This is a genomic window from Streptomyces mauvecolor, from assembly GCF_039532965.1.
Classification (GTDB): Bacteria; Actinomycetota; Actinomycetes; order Streptomycetales; family Streptomycetaceae; genus Streptomyces; species Streptomyces violascens.
The window spans coordinates 83594-104531 of the sequence record NZ_BAAASQ010000001.1 but is presented as its reverse complement, the minus strand read 5'-3'; the positions used below and the strand labels follow the sequence as shown (position 1 = coordinate 104531).

Here is a 20938-nt window from a genome sequence, read left to right as displayed (position 1 = left end):
CGATGACGGGGGACACCGCCGACCGACTGTCTTCACCCTAGGGTGCGCACCGGTCTCCGGGCGCGCAGTTCATCGATCACACAGCGCGCAGCAGTGCGCAGCCGCACCGCAGCGTGATGCGCATCGGTGTGCGCAGTGGCCCGATCGCCGGGTCAAGGGGTGGAGTTGCTCATGTCGAGCGAGAACACCTGGTAGCGGCGGCGGAAGTTGGCGATGAACTCCTGCACGGTCGCGGCTTCCAGGGGCCGGTTGTACTGGCCGGTGATTCCGCGCCGGGCGAGTTCTTCCAGCACCGCGGGGACGGCGGGATCGGCCTGGGTCTCGCGCTGTTCGGCCCACACGTTGTAGATGCGGAACTCCAGCAGGTAGCGGCGCAGCGTGGCTGGTGCAACGGGTGACCCGTTCCGGTTCAAGATGCCCAGTGCGGCGAGATGCTGGGAGAGCTGCGGCCCGGTGGGCTCCTGCCCGTGCTCGGCGATGTAGCCCTCCCAGGCAAGGAAGTACCGGTCCACGACGGTCAGCGTCTGGTCCACAGCCTTGCTGTTCTGGCCGCCCCTCCCCTGCTCCGGTTCTCTATCGCCCGCAGGCTCTTCCTCCGGGCTGGGCGACGGTCCGCTGGGAGCGGTCTCGTTGCCGGTCTCCTGCACCTCTTCAGTCTGGGAGTCCGATCCGGGAGAGGGGCGCGGAGCAGGCACCATCCCCGCCGGTGCGGCGGGTTCGACAGGCGGGACCTGGTCGACCGGGTCCGGCGTGTGCAGCGTTCTGCCGAAGAACGGGTGCGTACCTGCCGCCGGTGCGCCTTCCTCAGCAGCGGGTGCTGTGGGTACCTCCGCCACCGGGGCCCGTTCCGGCACCAACAGGAAGGGAGCCAGCAAGGAGGCGGGAAGCGGGCCGCCGGTGGCGGGGTCCGTGATGCCGTAGGTCTCGGCGAGGAACCAGCCGAGTTGACCCGAATCCGGCATGTAGCCGAACCGCGCGGTGAATCCACGGACGGCGTCGGCATAGTCCACCTGCTGCTCCGGGCCCTCCCACTCCCCCACGGGCGCCGTCTCGAGGGGACTCGAACCATCCGTCTGGAGGGAGTGTTCGACTGCGGATCCAGACGCATCACCTGCATCCGGGAGTTGGCCGGGCTCTCCCTCCAACTCCCCTGCAGACGCATAGACCTCCGTACGTTCAATGGTTGCTGTCGGCCGGGGTGGCAGGAGGACGGGGTCCATGCCTGCGGCTGCGAGGCCGGCCGGGGCGGTCTCGGCGAGCGGGACGCCGAACTTCGCCAGGCGCAGCGGCATGAGCGATTCGACGGGGGCCCTGCGGCGCCAGGCGCGGCCGTACACGGACTGGAGGCGGGCGCGGTAGACGAGGCGGTCCTGTTCGAGCTTGATGACCTGCTCGTAGCTGCGCAGCTCCCACAGCTTCATGCGGCGCCACAGCAGGAAGGTGGGGACGGGGGAGAGCAGCCAGCGGGTGAGGCGGACGCCTTCCATGTGCTTGTCGGCGGTGATGTCGGCGATCCGGCCGACCGCGTGCCGGGCCGCTTCGACGGCGACGACGAACAGGACGGGGATGACCGCGTGCATGCCCACACCCAGCGGGTCCGGCCAGGCGGCCGCGCCGTTGAAGGCGATGGTGGCGGCCGTCAGCAGCCAGGCGGTCTGGCGAAGGAGCGGGAACGGGATGCGCATCCAGGTCAGGAGCAGGTCGAGGGCGAGCAGCACACAGATGCCCGCGTCGACTCCGACCGGGAAGACATAGGAGAAGTTCCCGAAGCCCTTCTTGAGCGCGAGCTCGCGGACCGCCGCGTACGAACCCGCGAAACCGATCCCGGCGATCACCACGGCACCCGCGACCACCAACCCGATCAGAATGCGGTGCGTGCGTGTCAACTGCAGCGGTGCCACGTGCTGTTGTCCCCGTTTCACAGGATCGGCGTCCATTCGATCAGCCTGTCACCTAGTGGTTGTCGGTGTCAGGCGTCTTTGAGGCATCGCGCGTTGCTGTCGTGACAACAGATCTGCGTGGGGCTGGTGGAGCTGAATATTCCTCAGTCTCTCGATCGCCCTCGCAGGGTGTCGCGTGCCCGATCATGCAGTGTAGGTGAGTAAGGTACCCGCATGACTGCTCCGTACGACCCTAGCCAAAGGGAAAAGGTAGTTGCCAAGCTGCCGGAGTCTCTCCGGCGGGACCTCAAGGTCCGCGCGGCCCAGCTCGGCGTGGACATCAAGGACGCTGTGACCGACGGCATCGGTAACTGGTTGTCGGACGGTGCTGAATACACCACCGTCGACATGGCGGGCTCCAGGTCCTTCTCCACGTACATCCCTACCGGGATGTACGCCGAGTTGAAGCAGGCCGCTAAGAAGAAGGGTCTCGCGATCAACCAGAGCCTGGCCCAGTCCATCCGTGCCTGGCTCGATGCCCACCCGGCCACTGCAAAAAGGGCCCAGAGCAAGGGGGGTTGCAGGTACGTCGTCTGCAACCAGAAGGGAGGCGTGGGCAAGACCGCAGTCACGGCGGGACTCGGCCAGGCCCTCGCTGAACGCGGGGCTCGCGTCCTCTTGGTGGACTTCGACCCTCAGTGCCATCTCACAAGCCAGTTCGGCTTCGAGCCGATCGGGCTTGAGGAGCCCAGTCTCGCCAAGAAGATGCTCGGCGAAGCCAAGATCCTCAAGCTTCGCGACCTGATCGAGCCCATCGAGACGGAGTCCTTCGCCGGTCGGCTCTTCCTTCTCCCCTCCTCCACCTACGCATTCCTGCTTGACGCGAAGCTCGCCACAGCGCCGGGACTGCGCGTGCGGGAGACGGCGCTGGAGACAGCCCTGGAGGAAGTCGAGTCTGACTTCGACTACATCCTCATCGACTGCCCGCCCAGTCTTGGCTACACGATGGACAACGCCCTGTACTACGGCCGTACCCGCGATGGTGAGGACCCTGGTTGCTCGGGCGTTCTCACCGTCGTTCAGGCCGAGGACTCCTCGGCCGACGCCTACCGGCTGCTCCAGAACCAGATCAATGACCTGGCCGCCGACTTCAAGCTCGACCTGGACCAACTGGGCATCGTCGTCAATCTCTATGACGCGGGCCGCGGTTACATCGCGACCTCCTCGCTGGAGAACTGGCACGCCGTGGGCGACCCGGCCGTCCTGTCCGTCGTGCCTGATCTCAAAGAGCAACGTGAAGCCGTTCGTCTGAAGCGGCCCCTGCTGGAGTACGCACCCGAATCGAAGCAGGCTGATGCCATGCGCGAGCTGGCCAGGAGGCTTTCAGAATGAGCAAGGCATCTCTGCTGGGATCGGGGAGTTCCTTCGCAGCGGCTCCGCCGGCTGGTCGTCGCAGCGCCCGAGGCCGGGCGAAGGCCATCACCGAGGGCACCATTCCCGCCTATGAGCTGGTGCGTCTGAGCCTCGATCAGGTCTCCCCCACTCCCCTCAACCCTCGGCGGAACTTCGGCACGGACGAACAGAAGGCACAGTTCGGCGAGGAACTGCGCAAGGCGCAGCTCGCCGCATGTGTCGTCGTGACCAGGACTGCCTATCTCGCGCTGTGGCCCGAGCACGAGGCGCACATTGGCAGCGCCGAGTATGTTCTCTGCAACGGTGAGCGTCGCTTCCGTAGCGCTGTGCACGTCGATCTTGAGGCGCTCGACTTCGTCGTGCGTGACGAGTTCGCCGAGTCTCGCGAGACATTCCTGAACCACCTCCTCAAGGAGAATCTGGATCGCACGGACTTCGACCCCATCGAGCGGGCCAATGGCGTGCACCAACTCGTCTCCGTATGCGCAGAGACCCGTGAGTTTGGATCCCAGTCGCGCGCGGCCGAGCAGCTCGGCAAGTCGGCTGGGTGGATCACAAACCAGCTTCTTCTCCTTGAGCTTCCCTCCGAGATCCAGACGATGCTGAGCAGCAACGGCTTGTCAGGGCGCGACGGTGTCTGGCTCGGCCGCCGGCTCAAGGATTCGCCCGGCCTGGATGCTGCTGGTCTTCTGGCGCTGCTGGCCGAGGACAAGGAGACGAAGGCTCAGCGCAAGGCAGAGGAAAAGTCGATACTGCGGGCTGTTGCCCAGGGTGCAGCTGGCACCTCCCCTGGTGAACCGTTGACCGCGGTCAAGGGTGCACCAGGGGCTCTCCCCTCACAACAGACCGCCAGCTCGCAGCCTTCGAGCCGGAGCCGTTCAGCGGGTGGGGGGCAAGAACCTTTGACCGCGGTCAAGAGTCAGGGTGTCCCAGAGGTCTCCCCAGACGCCTCCAGCCACTCGCCAGCCGAACCGTTGACCGCGGTCAAAAGTATTGAGCCCCTGGCACCACCCGTCCCAGCCAAAACCGAGGGGGCAGCGGACCCGCAGCCCTCCCCAGACCTACGGAACTATCTGGGGGAGACCGCGGTCGAGCAAGCACGACGTCTGGCCCAAGCCCTAACTTCTGACGAACTCGTAGCGCTGGTGGAGGCGCTTCGCACCCACCTCTGATCCACGGAACGAACAGGGGCTTCCCAGATGTAGGGGAGCCCCTGTTGCTGTGTCCACAACTGCCCCGTCTCATCGGGGTCTCGGCATCGCTCGGGCTTGTGGATCAGGCCGCGCACTCTCGGCTCCGTGCCCCGACATCCGAAGAAGCCCCGTCGGCTGATTGCCATGATTGCCGACGGAAGCACTTATCTGTGGGCGCTCCACAGCCACAGCGTGGCGGACAGCGGCTTGTCATGCTGCGAGACCCTCACGCTGTACCCGCAGCCAGCTGGCGCTGGCGGTCCACTGCGTATCGTGTTCACCGAGGGCCCGTGCCGGTAGGTCCCGGGCGCGGGCGGGGCTCCTCTGGCTCTGGAGGCGTGGGGTGCGTGCGGGGGGGTGCATCCCTGTACCTGCACGCACCCGGAGCCGTCCGAGCCCTTCTCGACGCGGCATCGGCCCGCGGGTGGCATCCGAAAGGGCAGCGGGTGGTAGAGATCGACCGCTGGTCCCTGCTGGAGGCCGCGTCCGCCCTGCGGGCCGTTGACAGCCACCGGCTCCGAGGGCCCGGCAGAGCGACTCCCATGGCTCCCTCACCCTTGAACCAGCCCCGTCGAGGCCAATCAAACTGAGACCGGTCAGACTCCGCTTAGACGGGACCGCGTCGGGACGGTCTGCCCCAGAGGCAGTGACGAGGCCGGGTGACTTTTGATCGCGGTCAAAAGTCACCCCAGCCCGAGGACATCTCACGGCCCCCTCAGCTGTCAGCCGAACCGTTGACCGCGGTCAACGGTTCGGCTGACAGCTGAGGGGGCCGTTTACGGAAGTGGTCCGTCGAGCGGCGGGTGCAGTTTAAGCTGCCATCGGGTCTTGGGCTCTGGTCTTGGCGACGTCGAGAACAGCAAGCAGAGGTTCGCCCCAGGTGGCCCAACGCTTGAGGCGCGCTTGGCAGAGCAAGTGGATGCTGTGCGATTGCGCGAAATCGGACGCCGGCTTCGTGAACGTCCCATTGGTCACAGCGACGACGATGTCGGCCTTGTGCTCCGGACGGGCAGTCCCGTTAAGCGTCTGTATGTCGGGGGATCCAACCTTGCCAAGACCAGCCTGACGGTGCTTGCACTGGAACACCACACGAAGCCGATCGGGGGTCACAGCGATCACGTCGGCTCCCAGGTCACGGGCTCCTCCGCCATCCCGGATGACGTCATAGCCATCGCGTCTCGCCAAAGCTGCCACAGCCTGCTCGAACGCGCTGGGGGTCATGGCGTGGATGTCGTCCAAGGCGAGGCTGTCGTCCGAGGCCAGGAAGCGGTCCATTTCTTGTTCGCGCAGAGCCAGGCTGTGCATCTCGTCGCGGTACCGAGCCATAGCGTCCACAACCCTCAGCTCGGACTGGTCCACCTGCTGCTTGAGCGACCCGATGCTCTCCAGACCGGAGAATGCCGGAACGACTCCATCCTTGTAGCGGGCAGTGACGTCGTGGCCCGTCTGCTCGCGAAGATGCCTCCAGACATCCTGCGCTTGCTGCATGGAGGTCCCAGCAACGCGACTCTCCGCATCGAGGATGGAACGGAGAGCTTGATGTGCCCGCTGAAAGTCCATAGCGAAAGGGCCACGCGTTGTCGGGAGCAGAACAGCCAGGTGCTCCTGCTCAGTCCGAATCCTCGCCTCGAAGTCCTTCGCAGCAAGGCCGAACTCATGCGCTATCCGCCCCTCAAGCCAGTGGAGGTAGGCCGCCAATAGGTCATCATCCGTGGCCTCGGATACCCGCTGCCGCAGAGTCTCCTGGAGGTAGGAGCTGGCGTAGCCGGGGAAGGGCACGGCGGTTGCCCAGTTGATGTGCATCAGATGAGCCCCGACCGATTACGCAGAGGAACGCCCCACTCGATCCACTGCTGTAGCTCGGGGCGCTGCACCAGCTCGATGGCGGGGGAGGAGTCTGCACAGTGCCGGTTCGCGGATCTGGAGATGTATGCCAGATTGCTGATCACCACTATGGAGTCGTCATCGCGCTCGCTGGCCAACCGCTGCGCTGTAACAATCGTGCGGACGTCAGTCTGCGCGTCCGGCGCCGGGAAGCGGACGTGATCGCAGAAGACGAGACCCGTCACGCCATCACGGGAGATCTCAAGAATCCGGGGATTGAGCGACGCCGCGTGGAAGCCGTCACTTTCGAAAGCCCGCCGCACCGCATCATCGAACTCGTGCTGCTCCATCGCGTCGAGCTGCTCGATAGTCGTGACTGGCGTGCTGGCAACTTGACGCTTGCGCCTCTCCAACTCCGCCAGCCGGTAGAGCTTCCGCTGATCCTTCGACAGCAGCTTTGCGAGTCGCTGCTTCGCTGGCACGAGCTGGCCACTCAGGACATCCAGGGCAGCACGCCAGTCTTGAGACCCACTCTGTTCGTCGTTAATGCTCAGGCCAAGCCGTGCGCTGAACTCCTCAACGATAGCCTTGCATTGAACAAGCGCGTGTTCAGCCTCGCTGCGCTCGCCCCACAACTTGTCAGCCAACTCCTTGGCAATTTTGTGGCAGCCGATGGCCACTTGGTCACTGCGCTGCCAGGACAGCCTCTCCCGACGCCGTTCGGCCTCGTTGTACTCCCGATCGATCTCGCGGTGGAACTCGCGCCAGGCCGCTGCAACGTCTCCGGCCATCCGGACTTCGCTCACCCACAGAAGGGCACGCAACATGTCATCGCGGCTGGCACGCCCTATCCGTTTGCCGAGCGTACGACGCAACCAAGGACTTTCGAATCGAGTTGGGGTGACGCTCGCATTCCGGTCAATAATCACTGCGTGAGGTTACACAGCCCATCTGACAGTCAAGAGGATCACGGGATGTGGATGGCTCGCCCCGGACGCCACCAGGACCAGCCCGTAGGGAAGCCGACCTCCAACGCCCACGACGAACAGGCCGCAACAGCACGACAGATGGAGCCGATCAGTCGCCGCCGTGTCCCCGTGCCAACCTCCTTCGCAGAAAACAGAAGAGCCCCTGCTCCTCCGTCTACCGGTGGAACAGGGGCTCATGTGTTTCAGTCCAGGCGGGGGCTGTCCGACCCAGACGATGTCGATGCCGTCAAGGTGTCCGAGACTGCGATCGACCCGTGTAAGCGAGCCGACGGCGGTCAGCACGCTAACGCGGGTCGCGCCTCAGGGGGTTGAAGGAGGAGTGCCAGAGTCCCGTGCCCGACCTTCCGGTAGGGGCACGGTTCTCGGGTGCCACCGCCGGGGGGGTAGCCGCGCTGAGGATCGCGGCGTTGCCGAAAGCCAGCAGAGGAAGGTCGATGCAGACAGGCTCAAGGAGCGCCGTGGTCGGCCGGTGAGGTTGGGGGGCTGAGGAGTCGTTCGAGCTGTCGGACCTTCTCCTCGTAAGTCCCATGCACGGTGGCGTGGTGGACGGTGGCGATGGCGTCCGGCTGCGGGCCGGCCCTGCGACTGAGCAGGGCCGCGCACAGGGGGCGGGAGACGCCGGGGAAGATCCGGGTGGGTCCTGGGGGCTGGTTGCCCTCGGGGGTCAGGTCGATGATGAGTCCCTGGTCGGCGGCGCGTCGCATGGCTCCGCGCATACCGCCGAAGGCGGGGCTGGTGAGCCAGGCGCTCGGGGTGAGGAAGGCAATGCTGGCTGCGTGGAGGCGGGTCTCGAAGGCCCGCCACAGAGCCCAGCGCCAGAAGAAGACATAGAGGTTGGACAGTACGTACTCGGTGCGGCCCTGCCCGGGGAGGCGGAAGTCGTCGAGGCTCGGCCGCCAGAGTTCATCGTGTCTACGGGTCTGTCGGGGGCCGGGGCGTCGGCCTTCGATCCACGGGGCCCGCCCTTTCGCCTTGTCCTTGTACGGCGGGTTGCCAAGGATGGCCAGGGGAGTGGGGGCATTGAGGCGGCCGGCCAACGCAGGGGGACAGTCTCCGTGGAGGGCATTCCCGACGAACACGTTGTCGTCGAGCCAAGTGATCGGTGTGACGCCGCCGGACTCCAGCCAGAGGGCCGACTTGGTGAGGTCGACGTCGACGGGGTCGGTGTCGATGCCGTGGATGCAGGAGCGCATCACGTCGGCTTTGACGGCTTGGATGGTGAGCCGGGCGGGGCGGTTGGTGCCGTAGAGCAGGGCCACGTAGGCGGTGGCCAGGAGCCGGGCGGCCTCGATGAGGAACACGCCGCCGCCGCACGCCGGATCGAGCACCGTCACGGCGAGGACGCCAGCCGGGTCGTCATCCAGGTTGAGGTCGGTGATTTCGCTCAGCGCGGCGCGGGCGAGAGGGCGTGCGGCGTCGGGCGGGGTGTACCAGGCGCCGGATTCTCTGCGGTCCTCGCCAGGCAGTAACTGTTCACGCAGGCCGCCCAGTTCGTGGGCGCCCCAGTGGGGGAGTCCGTTGAGGTCGGCGAGCCGTTTGGTGATGTGCCGCGCCGAGTCGTGGGGCAGATCGACGGTCCAGGGCGCAGGCAGTCCACGGGCCGCGGCCACCGCATTGACGGCCAGCCGCATGACCTGGCGATGGCCGTCGCTGCCGGGGGCTTCCGCAGTGATCGCCGCCAGGTCGGCGGCCGGGATACTCACGCGGAATCCGATGCAGTTGGGCGGGTCCCGGCGTGGGCGGCGCGGTGCTCCTGCCGGTGCTGGGCGGCCGCGGGTTCGGCGAGGACCTTGACGTGGTGCGGGCCGCCGACCTGCCCGTGCTGGGAGCAGATGACGGCGTACTGGGTCCGGCCGGGGCAGCCGACGTGCGGGTCGCGGGGTTTCCCGGTCGGTTTGACGGCGTGCTCGCAACGGGTGTTGTCCGGGTGCCGCGGCTCGATGGTGATGACGATGCGCGCCATCAGTGCTCAGCCTCCGGGGACAGGGGTTCAGCAGGGATGTCGGCTGCGTCCGATTTCCGCGTGCCGATACGCGATGTCGACCTGGCGTTCGCGGAGCTGGTCCAAGGCGATGTCATCGGCGGCGAGGGTCGCCAGCAGGCCGCGGATGTGCTGTTCGCCTGCGAGGAATCCGGCGTGGTAGCGGCAGAAGTCCTGGGCTTCGCTGCAGGCTGCGCAGTCCTCTCCGTCCGTGTTCCACGGGGCGGTCTCGGGGCCCGGGTCTTCGCCGACGTGCGGCGGGTCGGCCGGGATGCGGGTGATGTCGTCCGTCTGGAACAGGTCCTGGCGCCAGGTCGGCGGCAGCGCGGCCAGGTACTCGGCGAGAGCGGCGGCGAGGGCGGGGTAGTGGCCGTTGAGGGACGCCCACAGGCGCTGTGCTTCGCCGGCGGGTGTCCTGTCCAGGGGGAGGCTGTAGGCCTGGCGGGCGTAGGAGCGGATCCGTTCCCGTCGCTCTTCCCAGCCGTCGGTGTCGATACCGGCGGCGGCTGCTTCGGTGAGGGCCTGCTCCTCCGTCCTCTCGATGCTGAGGTGTGCGGGTTGCAGGAAGCCGGCGGCGAGGCGTTCGGCGTCGGCGGTGCTGTACCGGGCCAGTGCGGCGAGTGCTTGGTCGGCCCAGGAGGCGCAGAGCTGGTAGCGCCAGTCGGTGTTGCCGTAGGCGGCGGACAACAGCCGTGCGCGCATCTGGTGCAGGGCGGTGGGGGTGGTCGTGGTCATGGGGGTTCTCCAGTGGGGTCCGAGGGGGGAGATTGCGGGGCATCCGGGGCGGCCGGGCTCGTGGCCGGCGGCCGCCCCGGGCCGGTCCAGGCGTGCTCCGTGGCAGGGACTTCGCGGTGCCTGGCGGGGTCGGCGGCCGCCGCAGGCTGGGCAGTCACGGCCGGCCTCGCGAGGGCGGCCGCCGTGGAGGGGGTGAGCGGATCAGGGGCGGGTGGATGCGTGCTGCGTGCCGGTGGCCGCAATGGCTAGGCGACGGTGGTTACCAGGCCTGCGGTGAGGCGCTCGCGGTTGTGGGCCTGCCGGCCGGGTGGCAGGAGGCGGCTCCAGATGGGCCGCGGTCCGTTGTGCTCACGGTCCAGTCGCACCAGGGCTCCGGTCCGAACGCTGGGCGGGTTGTAGCAGGCCGCATCCAGCCGTTGCCGGCGTTCACGGTCGCGGGTGGCGACGAGGGTCGGCCACTGCTCACCGAGGCGGGCCGCCAGACGCCGCCGCAGGGTGGTGCGCTCGCGGGGTGTGGTGGCAGCCCAGATGCCGGTCGAGGTGAGCGAGGGGTTCGCCAGGGCCCAGAGCAGACAGCCCCGGGCGATCGGGCAGCTTGTGCAGGATTTCCGCGCTTGCTGCAGCCTTCGGTCCTTGGCTGCCCGGGAGGTATCGGGGGTACCGGCTTCCCAGGCGAATAGCTCGGGCTCACTGCGGCACGCGGTGACGGTATCGGTGCGGGGGAAGGGGATATGCGCCATGTTGGCTGCGGTCAATGAGTTGGCCGTTGGGGGAGTGCCGGTGCTGCTCACGAGGTTGCCTCCGTGCTGTCGGATCGTGTCCAGCACCACTGGTCGAGCTGGTAGTCGGCGAGTGCGCACAGCGGGATCCGGTGGCGCTGGCCGTGCTCGTCCTCGGCGGTCAGCTCGGTGGTGTCCCGGCGCACGATGAACAGCCGGCCGGGGGCGGGGCCGGTGCGGTCCGGGCGCAGCGTCCAGGTCTGGCCCGGGTCGGCGAGGAGGAACGGGTCTGCGGCGAGCGCTCCTTCGCAGACGAGGCGGTAGGCGACGGGCTCGGGCAGGAGGTCGTTCGCGAGGACATCGCGGATCCGTGCGCCTAGGAACTGCCCGGCGCGCTCGGCGCCGATGAGGAGGTCGAGGGGAAGGACCGGAATGGGCATGGTGAGGGGCTCCTGAGGGATGACAGGGTGGAGGGGCCTCGGGGTGTCCCACTGGCTACCTGGCCGGTGACGGAACGGCCGCCCCGGGGCGTTCTGCTGTGTGCTCGGGCGTAGTTGTCGGCGCGCGGCCGGGCCGGCGCTTCGGCTGCGAGGGCCGCGTGCCGGTCGGCGAACGCGGTGGCCGCCCTACGTGCGGGGGGTGCGGGGTTGGTGCTGGGCGCGCAGCAAGAGCTCGCAGTTGCGCCGCTGCTGCTCGCGGGTGAGCGGCCGGGCCTTCGCGCCATGCCGGTGCCAGAGCGGCGAGGCGGGAGGCTCGGGGTAGGCGAGGGTGTGGTCGCCGTCGGGCTGGGTGTTGTGCACGGGGGCCTCCAAGTGGAGGTGCGGGGGAGGGGGGTTCAGGCGTGGTCGTCGCGCGTGCCGCACTTGCGCGCATCGGAGACGAAGCGGAGCTCGCCGGGGTGCGCGATGTTCCAGCGCTCCGCGCACTTCCCTGTCAGGTTCTTCTGTTCAGTCCCGCCGAAGCTGCTCAGCCCCACGGACAAGAGCGCGCCGCCCCGGTGGCCAGTCGACCGGGGCGGCCCTGTGCAGGTGGGGCTCTCAAGTGGTGGGTGGGTGAAGCGGGGGTCGGAGTGTGCGGGCCGGGCGGTCAGGCGCGGTAGACGGGCGGGCGGACTCCGGCACGGAGTTCGCGGATGATCGAGCAGGGGCCCTTGGTGGCGCAGTACGCGTCGTCGGTGTCCGGCAGGGCGTTGCCCGTGGTGCCCCACATGTCGCGGGCGGCCGCGTTCACGGCGCGCAGCATCTCGCCGTTGTTGGGGCGGCAGTCGCTGTTCCTGTCTCCGACGCCGTTCCGGGCGGCGCTGATGATGTGCTGGCGGGCCTGGCGGGCGGCCCAGCGGCGGCGGTCGGGACCGGTGTTCTCGTGCACGTGCCCGCAGTCGTGGAACGTGTCCATGTGGCAGGCGGTGCAGTGGTAGGTGACCATCTGCTCCGGCGTGCCGCCGGGGCGCCAGGTGCCTTCGAACTCGTAGACGATGACCTCGGCACCCGGGATCTCGGTGTGCGCGAAGGCGGTGACGAGGCCGACGCCGTCCGCGATCGCGCCGTGCGCCTTCCTGTTCCAGAAGACGCGGGGGAGGAGGTCGTCCCAGCCCTTGCCGTGGGGCCAGTGTGCGTACATGACGCCCTGCGAGGCGTCGAAGGTCGCCGTGCCGTCGACGTTCTCGCGCTGGTACTTCTCGATCTGCTCGATCGGCCCGAAGTAGGTTGCACTGAACTCCTCGGACTCCAGGAAGATCAGCCCGTACCCCTCGCGGGTGTCGTGGCCGTTGTCCTTCAGCATCTCGACCATGTCCTCGTAGCCGGGGGTGGCGGGGGCGATGGTGGCGACGAGAGGCAGCCGGTAGCGGTCGCAGCCTGTGACGTGGGCGGGGTTGGTCTCGCTGACGGTGTGCGCGGTGCCGTACGTGTTCGTGATCGTGATGCTCATGCGTGGGCGTCCTTCCTGGGTCAACAGCGGGCGGGTGATCGGGGCACGGCGGGTTCTGGTTGTTCGGCAGGCGTCGGCGCGACTCACGCGCGGGCCGCGTCCGCGTACTGCGCTTCCAGGTCAGCGCGGCCCTCGGGGTCGTCGTCCTGGTCGTGGTCGTCGGCCTCCTGGTCAACGTCGTCGGGGCCGCCGTGGACGGTGCAGACGGTGTCCGGGTGCGGCCGGTCGCTGGTGTGCGCGGTCAGCAGGTCGGTGACCGAGTGGACGGCCTGCCACGCCGGGGCGTCGCAGTCGTCGTCGTACGGGCAGCCCACGAGCAGGTCGAAGCCCCGCTCGCCCTCGCCGTCGACGTCGGTGCGCAGGGCGAGCACCAGGCGGTCCGGCCCGATGCGGATCTCGCCGACGCGGTCGCCGTCGGCGAGCGGCGAGTTGTCGCGCCACCGCCACAGCGGCAGCACGTCCGCGCCGAAGACGCGGCGGACCAGGAGCAGATCGCCCAGACCGTCGCCGCCGTCCCAGCCCATCTCGCGGCGCCGGGTGTCGCTGGCGCGCTGCAGCAGCGGCTCCAGGCGGTGGATGGTGTCGGCGAACACTACGTGGTCGAAGCCCTCGCCGCGCAGCTGCGGGAATGCGTTGACGGCGTCGGTGTGCTGGCGGCGTATGACGTCCTCGGGCACAGCGCGGGCCGGGTCGCGATCGGCCTGCCGCTTGACGCACACGTCGGCCGGGGTGGACACGAGCAGCGCGACGGTGGGCACGCCGTGGGCGCGCGCGATGTCCAGCAGGCCCTTACGGACGTGGGCCTCGGTGTTCGTCGCGCTGATGACCGTGGTGAGCCTGCGGGCGAGGCGGGCCGCCAGTGCAGTGTGGAGGAGAGAAACCGCCGCCGGGGTGGCCGACTGGTCGCCGGCATCGTCCGAGACCATCGCCCTGAAGGCGTCGAGCTCCAGGACCTGCGTGGCGGGCCAGGTACTCGCGAGGGTGGTCTTCCCGCTGCCTGATGCCCCGATCATCACAATGAGCGCCGGGTCGGGGGTGGTCGTGTCGAGCGACTGCGTCGTGCCGGTGAAGGTCGTCTTCATGGGCGTTCTCCTTGCGGGTGGAGGGTGGAGGGTGGAGGTGGCCAGGTGCATGCGCATCCCGGCGGAGTCGGCAACGAAGGCCACGGCCTCTTGCCGATGCTGCGGGCGCCCCGTGATGTGCTTTCGCCCCCGGCCGGATACCCGTCGGAGGCGATGGTGAGCACTGCTCGATCCCTGCGAGGACGTCGTCCTGCGGTGGTCCCCGTGGCAGAACGCCCGCAGGGTCTGGGCGAGCTCCTAGGCACAGATGTCAGCAGTGCGTTCGTCCGGCTCTGCTGGAGAGCGAGTCGGGCGATCGCGGCCGAGACACGGAAGCAGTCGGTGCCCGGCTCTTGCTGCCGGCGGGTGACAGCCACGATCCTTTGTGCATGCGTGAATTGATCTATTTATCCCAACGCAAGCTCGGCCAATTCCAAGAAGTGGAGAAACGGCGGCGATGGTTGGCGCGGGTCAACCAGGTGAATGCCAAAGCCCCGATGGGTATGGGAGAAATCCAGCTCTCGATGACGGACCAGGCAGCACTTGGGCGCCCGGAGCTGGCCCGAGTCCTCAACCACATCAACGCCTCACGTCCGCGGCCTCTTTGGTACTTCGAGGGACAGCCTGAACCCGGCGAGTGGGTGAGGTTCGACGTGCCCCTGAACTACTGCGTGGGAAAGCAGGGGCCACTGGATCCAAGGACCCGTAGCGCAGACCTCATGACTGAGTCGATGCTGTTGTTCTGGGAACCACACCAGCTCAGGGACCACTCTCGCCCTCGCTTGCTGCTCCACGGCGCCCCGGAACACCTCATCGGTGCCCTTCCCGCTGAAAGGGATTCCGCACGCCCGCTCTGGCAGGGATCCTCCACTGCGATCGGGATGACCGAATTTCTGCGAAGTGCGAGAGGCGGCAATGCCCCACCTACTTCGGGTTATTTGTCCTTGGCTATGGACCGCCTCCACTGGTATCTCGACCGGTGCATGCCTGCGGAGATGGCCAGCCGGATGAGCGGGCACGCGAAGATCACCTTTCGTACTACACCAGACTGGTCACGTTCGGGGGCCACGCCAGGAACTTCGGGGGTCACGCCAGGAACCGTGATCGTGGCCAGTCCGCTGTACGTCGAATACGGAGCGCCGCCCGGCCGACAGTAAGCAGAGGAACCCGGGCCGGCCCCGGACCCGCCCGGGACCAAGCGCTGCCGTATCCCCTGGGCGACACCCAGTTGCCCTCAAAACCGCGCACCAGCCGTACCGCGAGGCGGACCAGCCTGGCAGCCATCTCTGGGAGCAGATTCGCGACGGATACCCGGTTGCCGCCCGGGCTGAGGCCCATGTCCTGCAGAGAACGCCGCGTGGCCAGCCCTTCGGGGACAGCGCCACGGTCAAAATCCAGTTAGTTAGCTGGGAGAAACGCGTCACCGCGCGGAACGCGTGCGACCTCACGGCGGGCCCGCTTACGGCGGCCCGGCATCACTGTTCCAGGCCCCGGGGATCCGGTCGGGGCGGTGCGGGTAGCGGGGCCCGGGGCGCTGCGGGCGGGGCCGGGCGATCCGGCGGCGCGGGTGGAGGATGAGCAGGTGGTCCTCCAGGACAATGTGTGGGTAGGCGGCGCTGGGCCCGCCGGGGGCGGTGGTGCGCAGTTACGCGAACCGGGGGCAGTCGCAGTGCGGGCAGGCCGTGCCGTCGTGCTCGGCGTACGCGTGCAGGCACGGGCAGAGGTCCGGGCAGGCTTTGTCGCGGCGCGGGTCCCAACTGGTGCAGTGGGTGCGGACGATCTCGTCGTCGCCGACGACGGTGATTGACCAGCCGCTGTCCCAGCCGATCGCTGCGCGCGCGGCCTCGGTGCCGTACTGGATACCGAGGACGGTGTATGTCTCGCCCCAGTAGCCGCACAGGTAGACCTTGCCGACTTCGCGGGGGCCGACCGAGGCGCGGAAGAGCGTGCGGGCCTGCTGTTCGGTAGTCGCCATGGGAGGCGCTCCTTCGCTGTGGTTGAGGGACCGGTTGAGGACCATCGCGCCGTCCCGGCGCCGAAGAGCCGGGGCGGAACGGAAGGCCGTCAGAACGGCAGGTCTCGTGAGTGAGCCGAGGTTGGGGCGCTGGCCCACGGGTCGTCAGGCAGGTCTCCGCCGGGGCCTGGCGCCGCCGACTCGCCGCTCACGTCCTGGTCCTCGTCGTAGGCGTCGGCGATCTCGCAGCCGGTGGAGCAGTACTTCCTCGCGGAGAAGTGCGGGGCACCGCAGTTGGCGCACTCGATCTCCACGCCTTCCTTCGACCAGTCGATGATCACGCTGGGGTCGATGCACGCCGCGCAGCGTCCGTCGGCCTGGTCGGTGACGCCGGTGCAGCCGTCGCCGCAGATCTGCCACTCGATCGCGGTGCAGCCGCACTCCCGGCACACGACGGTGGGCGCCGGGACGGGCGCAGGGGGGACCGCGGCCGCGAGCACGTCCCACACCAGCGTGTGGGGGCCGAACTGCGGTGCAGCGAGGGTGATTTGTAGCGTGGGTGCGACGGCGGCCTTGGCGGCGGGGTAGCCGCGCCATGCGGCCTCCAGGTCGGCCACACCGAGTGCCTGCCCGAAGGCGACGTCGCCCCGCGGGTCCCCCACAGTGACAGTGACGCCCTCGCTGGGGACGCCACCGGCGTCCAGCAGGTTGTTGAGGACGACTGTGAGGTCGGCGTTCTCCGCGGCGTCGACGAGGCGGCGGATCAGGGCCGGGTCGCGGGCGAACCCTTGCACTGCGGCCCGCGCCTGCACGGTCCCGTCCACGACCCCGGCTTGCGCCGCCAGGACGAGGAATCCGGCCCGGTTGACGGCGGCCAGCACCGGGACCTGCTCGGCCAGGTCGGGCGATGGGCGGAAGCCCGCGCGATGGCCGGGCACGCCGCGCACGGTGCCCTCCCACCAGGAGGCAGCGAGCTGCCCGAGATCGGTGAGGCTGCTGGCAGTGCGCCAGCGCCTTCGGTCGGTACGGCTCATCCACGGCAGGTACATGAAGAGATCCCTTTCAGGGCAGGGGGCGGGGACAGCACCGAAGGTGGTGGGCAGCGCCGCGCCGCGCCGGCGTGAGATGTGTGTGGGCGGGGCGCGGCTGCGGGTGAACGTCTCTGCTGTGTCGGCTGGTTACGGCACGGGGGTGGCGGCGGGCGCGTTGGACGTCGTCGTGGTGGTCGGGGGCGGCGTGGTGGCCGTGCCGTCCGTGCTGGTGCGGGAGGCGAGCACGATGGCGAGGAGCACTCCGGCGATCAGTAGGAGACGGCGCAGCGGTAACGGCAGTTTGGGCTGGGACGGGGCGGGCGGGGGGGGGAGGGGGACGAAGTAGCCGTGTACCGGCTGCGGGGGCTGGGGCTTGGCGTCTGTGGGCATGGCTGAGTTCCTTCAGGGTCGAAGTGCGTGGTGAGACGGGCTGGTCGGTCTGGCCGGTCCTCGCCCGCCGTGACGGGTGGCCGAGGGCCGGGCGGAGCGGCCGGAGGCAGCGCGCTGGTGCGGATGGCACCCGGGGGCTCGCTGGGCTGGGGGAGGGGTCTGTGCAGCTCGGGTGGGCTCACTTGGTCCGGGTCATCCGGGACTGTGCGTTGAGGGCAAGGAGCCGATATGGCGGGTGGGTAGGCCGGTGGTCGCTTTCAGCGAGAGCGCGGTGGAGACGCCGGCGAGGCCTCCGGCCGTGTGCGGGCCGCTCGGTGAGGTCGGCGCAGCCGAGGGGGCGTCGATCAGCAGGTGTGCTCCTGCTCGTCGGCCCCTTCGAGGGTCGTGCGCTGGAAGCTGAAGGGCCGGTTCTCTACCACCGTGCGGTGGTCGCTCTTGATGCTCACCGGGCCGTTGAAGTTGTTCGTGACCTCCCGCGGCGCGGCCTTTCCCACCTTGGACAGGGCAATACCGGCAGCCGAGATGAGCAGCAGCGGGGCGGCGACGATGAGCCCGACGGCGATGACGCCCTCGATGGTGATGTTCTCGAAGAAGAGTTTCCCGCCGAGGCCGACGCCGATCGACATCACGCCGATTCCCGCTCCTGCTACGGCCACACCGGTGGCCCACTGCGGGACGCGTCGGCTGTCGGGCTGCGGTACGGGCTGGGCTCCGGTGGGGTGCGGCGACGTGTCGTCCTTGTAGAACGTCGGCGGGGTGCGGATGGCGGGGATCTTCAGGGCCGCCTCGATCAGGGCCTCGGAGGTCGCTTGCTGCGACGGCGAGAGCGGCGCGGTTTCGCGGTGGGGGGCGTGCGTCATGTCGGGTCTTCCTCCAGGACAGGCATCCAGGGGCGCCCCGCGGTCGGTCTCGGGGCGCCCGTAGATCACATGAGGGTGAGGCTGATCAGGCCGGATGCATCCTTCGGGGCGATCTTGTCTTCGCCGCGCAGGGTGCTGATCGTGGTGCGGACGGAACCGCGTTTCGCGTCCTTGCCGCCGTCTTCGTCGAGGGCGGCGAGAAGGTCGGCCTCGGACAGCGGGCCGGATTCAAGTGCCGCGAGGACCCGGTCCTTCAGGGTGCGCGGCATCGCCGGCAGCGATTCGGAGTCGTCCTCGTCGCCCGCTCCGTATCCGGCGTCGTCACCGTCGTCGGCGGTCTTCTGGCCGCCCTTGTCGTCTTTGGGCGGCGGGAAGATCAGCGTCAGGGGCTCGCCCGGCGGCGGCGCGCTGCCGTAGAGCTGCCGGATCACCGGGTCGTACCCGTCGTGCGGGGCGAGCGAGCCGACGAGGAAGAACCGGGCCATGCTCGACGGCCGCGCCGACGTCAGGTGGTAGCACATGCCCTGGCTGTTCGGTTTTTCCTTGCTCCGGTCGGCCGGTTCGCCCCAGCGCTGGATGCGGCGGGCCCGGCCGAGGATCTTCGGGATCGGCTGCAGGTTCTCCCCGGCGGGCAGCAGTCCGTCACCGACGAGCGAGGCCATCATCTGCGAGCTCCACCTGAGGAGGATGACCTCACCTTCCTTCAGCATCGCGCGCAAGGTGTCGCTGCCACCGAGCTCGTCGAGGTGTCCGGCCTGCGCCGCGAGCACGATGCCGATGCCGACACTGCGCCCGGTGCGCCCGATCTCCTTGATCAGCCGGGCCGCCTCGGCCCGGAACGGACTGCCCTTCTCCAGCAGGCGGTTCGCCTCGTCGATAACAACGTATTCGAGCGGGTCCGGATTGTTGATCAGGAACCCGGAGCGGCCCATGTCGGCGTACCGGTTGAACCGGTTCTCGGCCTTGGCGACGGCGGCCCGCAGCAGGCCCATCGCCTCTTTCAGCGTCCGGACATGGGTGGCGACGTTGCCCGTTGCCTCGGGGACGGACTGCCCGCCCTTGAGGTCGGCGAGGTGTACGACGATCCCGTTGCGCTTGCACGCCGCCAGGAACGCTTGAAGGGCACGGCTCTTACCCGCCCCGGTCGTGCCGAAGATGATGATGCGCTGGGCGTTGCCGGTTTCGGGGTCGTGCACCCGCATCCGCAGCGGCTCGCCGTCGTAGTACGAGCCGATGCGGATACAGCCGTTCTCGTCCAGTTCGAGGTCTTCGAGGGTGAGCGCGCGCATCTTGGCGAGCGGGTTCACGGGGAAGACCCGGACGACCGCCTGCCGGCCGCGCCCCTGCTCGAAGATCACACGGCTGGGGTCGTCGATCTCCAGCAGGTCGCACAGCGCGTCGTGGTCGGCGCCCTTCACGCCGCCCGGCCGGGTGCGGAGCATGTACTCGCGCATCACCTGCTGTTTACCCTCGACGTGCTGCTTCGCGAGGTTCGCAGGCGACGTCACGAGGTGAAGTCCTTGGACAGGTCGTACTCGTTGACCTCGACGAGCGTCACGCCGGGCAGCGCGGACCGGCCGATCTCGGCCCATACGTCCTCGTCAACAGCGGCCTCAGCTTCGGGCTTCGGGCCGATCAGCAGCATCGCGACACCCGCGCCGTGCCCGGGAATTGCCTGCACCTCAAGCAGGGCTTCGGGCACGTTCATCAGCGCCGACAGGCGTTTGATCTTGATGTCGGGGACGGGCTCGCCCTTCTCGGCCGCGGCGAGCGCCACCGCGACGCGGCGCCGGTCCTCGATCGCCCGCACACCGATCACGCGCGTGCCCTCGGCGACCCCGCCCTTCCTCGCCGCGTTCAGGGCCCACCACCGGCCGTCCGGGTCGTCGGGAATCTCCACGGCGACCTCGACCTCAGCGCCCGCACCACCGTTGGTGGCCTCGGTGTCGTCGGTCTCGACCACCGGCTCGGGCCACTTCGCGACACGCTTGGCGAGCTTCGCAGGACGCAGCCACCACACCCCGGCCGTCCACAGCACAGCAACGCCGCCCTCGACCACCCGGCCCCCGGGTGCACCCCAGGCAAGCTCGGTGACGAGCGTGGCCACGAGCACGGTGTGCGGCGCCAGGTAGACCGTGAACGTGATCGGCTTCTTCATCGGGTGCGCGAGCTGCAGACGCGGCGACAAGAACGCCCCACCCAGGCCGGCCGCAGCCGAAGCAAGGATCGCCCACGCGGTGCCGGTGTCGGTGAACAGTCCCGCCGTCATGGCGCCGGTGCCGACGAGCGTGGCAAGCCGCCCGACGCCGCTGCTCACGGCCGGTCCGCCGCGGCGGGCGGCGGTTTCGATGTACGTGCGCAGCGACATCGCTGGGCGCTCCCTTCAGGTATGCGGAAGGCGCCGCCCCGCTGACGAGCGGGGCGGCGCCTTGCGGGGCGGAATTGGGGGTCAGCGGTTGCTGTAGTACTCGCGCTCGGCGACGTCGTACGGGCCGGTCTGCATCGCCTCGTTCACGTCGCCGTAGTCCGATTCGTGGTCCCGGGCGGCGTTGTCGAACTCGGTCGACATCTCTGCCGCCTCAGCAGACAGTGCGTCAGCGAGCTCAAGGGATTCACGCATCACGGCGGCCGCGTCATGGTGCGCCGAGGTGACCGAGTCGTCGACGGCCAGGGCCGCGGCGACGTCGGCCAGGCCGTCGACGGTCTGCGCGCAGTCCTCGACATACGCGTAGGCGCCCTTCACCGCCTGGGAGAGCAGCCGCATCGCCGTCGCCGCGAGCGCAAGGCGCGCGATGACGAGGGTGAACGTGAGGGCATCGGCGATGACGTCGACGATCCGACCGCCGTGCAGGACCGGCAGATCACCGCCCGAGTCCGGCGCGTCCAGACCCTCGCCGGGGGCCGGCAAGTCCGGTGCACCCGACGCGGCGACCTCGGCACCGGTCTGTACGGAGGTGGGCTCAACTTCCGTACTCATGA

At 68.8% G+C, this 20938-nt stretch carries 22 protein-coding genes; 3 read left to right on the top strand and 19 right to left on the bottom strand.

The window, feature by feature from the left end:
• Positions 1–152: 152 nt before the first annotated feature.
• Positions 153–1901: a DUF2637 domain-containing protein gene (locus tag ABD346_RS00485; protein WP_344370468.1), complete on the bottom strand. Its 1749-nt coding sequence runs from the start codon at positions 1899–1901 to the stop codon at positions 153–155.
• Positions 1902–2114: 213 nt separating this feature from the next.
• Here ABD346_RS00485 and ABD346_RS00480 point away from each other — a divergent pair, with 213 nt between their 5' ends.
• Positions 2115–3272 (top strand): ParA family protein, encoded by a 1158-nt coding sequence (locus ABD346_RS00480; protein ID WP_344370466.1) that lies wholly within the window; start codon positions 2115–2117, stop codon positions 3270–3272.
• Positions 3269–4465, top strand: coding sequence for a ParB/RepB/Spo0J family partition protein (locus ABD346_RS00475; RefSeq protein ID WP_344370464.1), 1197 nt, complete (start codon positions 3269–3271; stop codon positions 4463–4465). Before ABD346_RS00480 ends, ABD346_RS00475 begins: the two co-directional genes overlap by 4 nt.
• Before the next feature lie 831 nt (positions 4466–5296).
• Here ABD346_RS00475 and ABD346_RS00470 read toward each other — a convergent pair.
• The 11 genes from ABD346_RS00470 to ABD346_RS00420 form a co-directional block, all read right to left on the bottom strand.
• The gene (locus tag ABD346_RS00470; RefSeq protein WP_344370463.1) at positions 5297–6289 is read right to left on the bottom strand and encodes a restriction endonuclease; all 993 of its coding nucleotides are present in this window, start codon (positions 6287–6289) and stop codon (positions 5297–5299) included.
• Positions 6289–7239, bottom strand: coding sequence for a hypothetical protein (locus tag ABD346_RS00465; protein WP_344370461.1), 951 nt, complete (start codon positions 7237–7239; stop codon positions 6289–6291). The genes ABD346_RS00470 and ABD346_RS00465 overlap by 1 nt, the downstream gene beginning before the upstream one ends.
• Positions 7240–7745: 506 nt before the next feature.
• Positions 7746–9002, bottom strand: a complete 1257-nt coding sequence (locus ABD346_RS00460) for an N-6 DNA methylase (RefSeq protein ID WP_344370458.1) — start codon at positions 9000–9002, stop codon at positions 7746–7748.
• Positions 8999–9262: a hypothetical protein gene (locus ABD346_RS00455; protein WP_344370456.1), complete on the bottom strand. Its 264-nt coding sequence runs from the start codon at positions 9260–9262 to the stop codon at positions 8999–9001. The genes ABD346_RS00460 and ABD346_RS00455 overlap by 4 nt, the downstream gene beginning before the upstream one ends.
• A 27-nt stretch (positions 9263–9289) precedes the next feature.
• The gene (locus ABD346_RS00450; protein ID WP_344370454.1) at positions 9290–10015 is read right to left on the bottom strand and encodes a hypothetical protein; all 726 of its coding nucleotides are present in this window, start codon (positions 10013–10015) and stop codon (positions 9290–9292) included.
• Between the two features lie 245 nt (positions 10016–10260).
• Positions 10261–10806, bottom strand: a complete 546-nt coding sequence (locus ABD346_RS00445) for a WhiB family transcriptional regulator (RefSeq protein ID WP_344370452.1) — start codon at positions 10804–10806, stop codon at positions 10261–10263.
• Positions 10803–11174, bottom strand: coding sequence for a hypothetical protein (locus ABD346_RS00440; RefSeq protein WP_344370450.1), 372 nt, complete (start codon positions 11172–11174; stop codon positions 10803–10805). The genes ABD346_RS00445 and ABD346_RS00440 overlap by 4 nt, the downstream gene beginning before the upstream one ends.
• Before the next feature lie 186 nt (positions 11175–11360).
• Positions 11361–11534: a hypothetical protein gene (locus ABD346_RS00435; RefSeq protein ID WP_344370448.1), complete on the bottom strand. Its 174-nt coding sequence runs from the start codon at positions 11532–11534 to the stop codon at positions 11361–11363.
• Between the two features lie 35 nt (positions 11535–11569).
• The gene (locus ABD346_RS00430) at positions 11570–11710 is read right to left on the bottom strand and encodes a hypothetical protein (protein WP_344370446.1); all 141 of its coding nucleotides are present in this window, start codon (positions 11708–11710) and stop codon (positions 11570–11572) included.
• A gap of 110 nt (positions 11711–11820) precedes the next feature.
• A complete protein-coding gene (locus ABD346_RS00425; RefSeq protein WP_344370444.1) occupies positions 11821–12663 on the bottom strand; it encodes a hypothetical protein in 843 nt (280 codons plus the stop codon).
• 83 nt (positions 12664–12746) lie between these two features.
• Complete coding sequence (locus ABD346_RS00420) at positions 12747–13745, bottom strand: AAA family ATPase (RefSeq protein ID WP_344370443.1); 999 nt, start codon at positions 13743–13745, stop codon at positions 12747–12749.
• 368 nt (positions 13746–14113) lie between these two features.
• Here ABD346_RS00420 and ABD346_RS38565 point away from each other — a divergent pair, with 368 nt between their 5' ends.
• Positions 14114–14881: an SAVMC3_10250 family protein gene (locus ABD346_RS38565; RefSeq protein WP_381225474.1), complete on the top strand. Its 768-nt coding sequence runs from the start codon at positions 14114–14116 to the stop codon at positions 14879–14881.
• 488 nt (positions 14882–15369) lie between these two features.
• On the opposite strand, the gene ABD346_RS00415 is transcribed toward ABD346_RS38565, so the two are convergent.
• From ABD346_RS00415 to ABD346_RS00385, 7 genes are all read right to left on the bottom strand, one after another.
• Positions 15370–15699 (bottom strand): hypothetical protein, encoded by a 330-nt coding sequence (locus ABD346_RS00415; protein ID WP_344370441.1) that lies wholly within the window; start codon positions 15697–15699, stop codon positions 15370–15372.
• Positions 15700–15788: 89 nt separating this feature from the next.
• The gene (locus ABD346_RS00410) at positions 15789–16727 is read right to left on the bottom strand and encodes a DUF6919 domain-containing protein (RefSeq protein ID WP_344370440.1); all 939 of its coding nucleotides are present in this window, start codon (positions 16725–16727) and stop codon (positions 15789–15791) included.
• 129 nt (positions 16728–16856) lie between these two features.
• Entirely contained in the window at positions 16857–17099 is a 243-nt protein-coding gene (locus ABD346_RS00405; protein ID WP_344370437.1) for a hypothetical protein, read from the bottom strand.
• Positions 17100–17443: 344 nt separating this feature from the next.
• Positions 17444–17959, bottom strand: coding sequence for a hypothetical protein (locus ABD346_RS00400; RefSeq protein ID WP_344370436.1), 516 nt, complete (start codon positions 17957–17959; stop codon positions 17444–17446).
• Positions 17960–18024: 65 nt separating this feature from the next.
• Positions 18025–19467 carry a DNA/RNA helicase domain-containing protein gene (locus ABD346_RS00395; protein WP_344370434.1) on the bottom strand — a complete coding sequence of 481 codons (1443 nt, stop codon included), beginning with the start codon at positions 19465–19467 and terminating at the stop codon, positions 18025–18027.
• The gene (locus tag ABD346_RS00390; protein WP_344370433.1) at positions 19464–20327 is read right to left on the bottom strand and encodes a hypothetical protein; all 864 of its coding nucleotides are present in this window, start codon (positions 20325–20327) and stop codon (positions 19464–19466) included. Before ABD346_RS00390 ends, ABD346_RS00395 begins: the two co-directional genes overlap by 4 nt.
• Positions 20328–20408: 81 nt before the next feature.
• Entirely contained in the window at positions 20409–20936 is a 528-nt protein-coding gene (locus ABD346_RS00385; protein ID WP_344370431.1) for a hypothetical protein, read from the bottom strand.
• Positions 20937–20938: the final 2 nt, after the last annotated feature.

Bases quoted from the DNA above. Each gene is read 5' to 3' on its own strand.
- ABD346_RS00480 (WP_344370466.1), top strand. From the start codon at position 2,115: ATGACTGCTCCGTACGACCCTAGCCAAAGGGAAAAGGTAGTTGCCAAG.
- ABD346_RS00475 (WP_344370464.1), top strand. From the start codon at position 3,269: ATGAGCAAGGCATCTCTGCTGGGATCGGGGAGTTCCTTCGCAGCGGCT.
- ABD346_RS00470 (WP_344370463.1), bottom strand. From the start codon at position 6,289: ATGCACATCAACTGGGCAACCGCCGTGCCCTTCCCCGGCTACGCCAGC.
- ABD346_RS00455 (WP_344370456.1), bottom strand. From the start codon at position 9,262: ATGGCGCGCATCGTCATCACCATCGAGCCGCGGCACCCGGACAACACC.
- ABD346_RS00450 (WP_344370454.1), bottom strand. From the start codon at position 10,015: ATGACCACGACCACCCCCACCGCCCTGCACCAGATGCGCGCACGGCTG.
- ABD346_RS00440 (WP_344370450.1), bottom strand. From the start codon at position 11,174: ATGCCCATTCCGGTCCTTCCCCTCGACCTCCTCATCGGCGCCGAGCGC.
- ABD346_RS00425 (WP_344370444.1), bottom strand. From the start codon at position 12,663: ATGAGCATCACGATCACGAACACGTACGGCACCGCGCACACCGTCAGC.
- ABD346_RS00420 (WP_344370443.1), bottom strand. From the start codon at position 13,745: ATGAAGACGACCTTCACCGGCACGACGCAGTCGCTCGACACGACCACC.
- ABD346_RS38565 (WP_381225474.1), top strand. From the start codon at position 14,114: ATGCGTGAATTGATCTATTTATCCCAACGCAAGCTCGGCCAATTCCAA.
- ABD346_RS00415 (WP_344370441.1), bottom strand. From the start codon at position 15,699: ATGGCGACTACCGAACAGCAGGCCCGCACGCTCTTCCGCGCCTCGGTC.
- ABD346_RS00410 (WP_344370440.1), bottom strand. From the start codon at position 16,727: ATGTACCTGCCGTGGATGAGCCGTACCGACCGAAGGCGCTGGCGCACT.
- ABD346_RS00405 (WP_344370437.1), bottom strand. From the start codon at position 17,099: ATGCCCACAGACGCCAAGCCCCAGCCCCCGCAGCCGGTACACGGCTAC.
- ABD346_RS00400 (WP_344370436.1), bottom strand. From the start codon at position 17,959: ATGACGCACGCCCCCCACCGCGAAACCGCGCCGCTCTCGCCGTCGCAG.
- ABD346_RS00390 (WP_344370433.1), bottom strand. From the start codon at position 20,327: ATGTCGCTGCGCACGTACATCGAAACCGCCGCCCGCCGCGGCGGACCG.
- ABD346_RS00385 (WP_344370431.1), bottom strand. From the start codon at position 20,936: ATGAGTACGGAAGTTGAGCCCACCTCCGTACAGACCGGTGCCGAGGTC.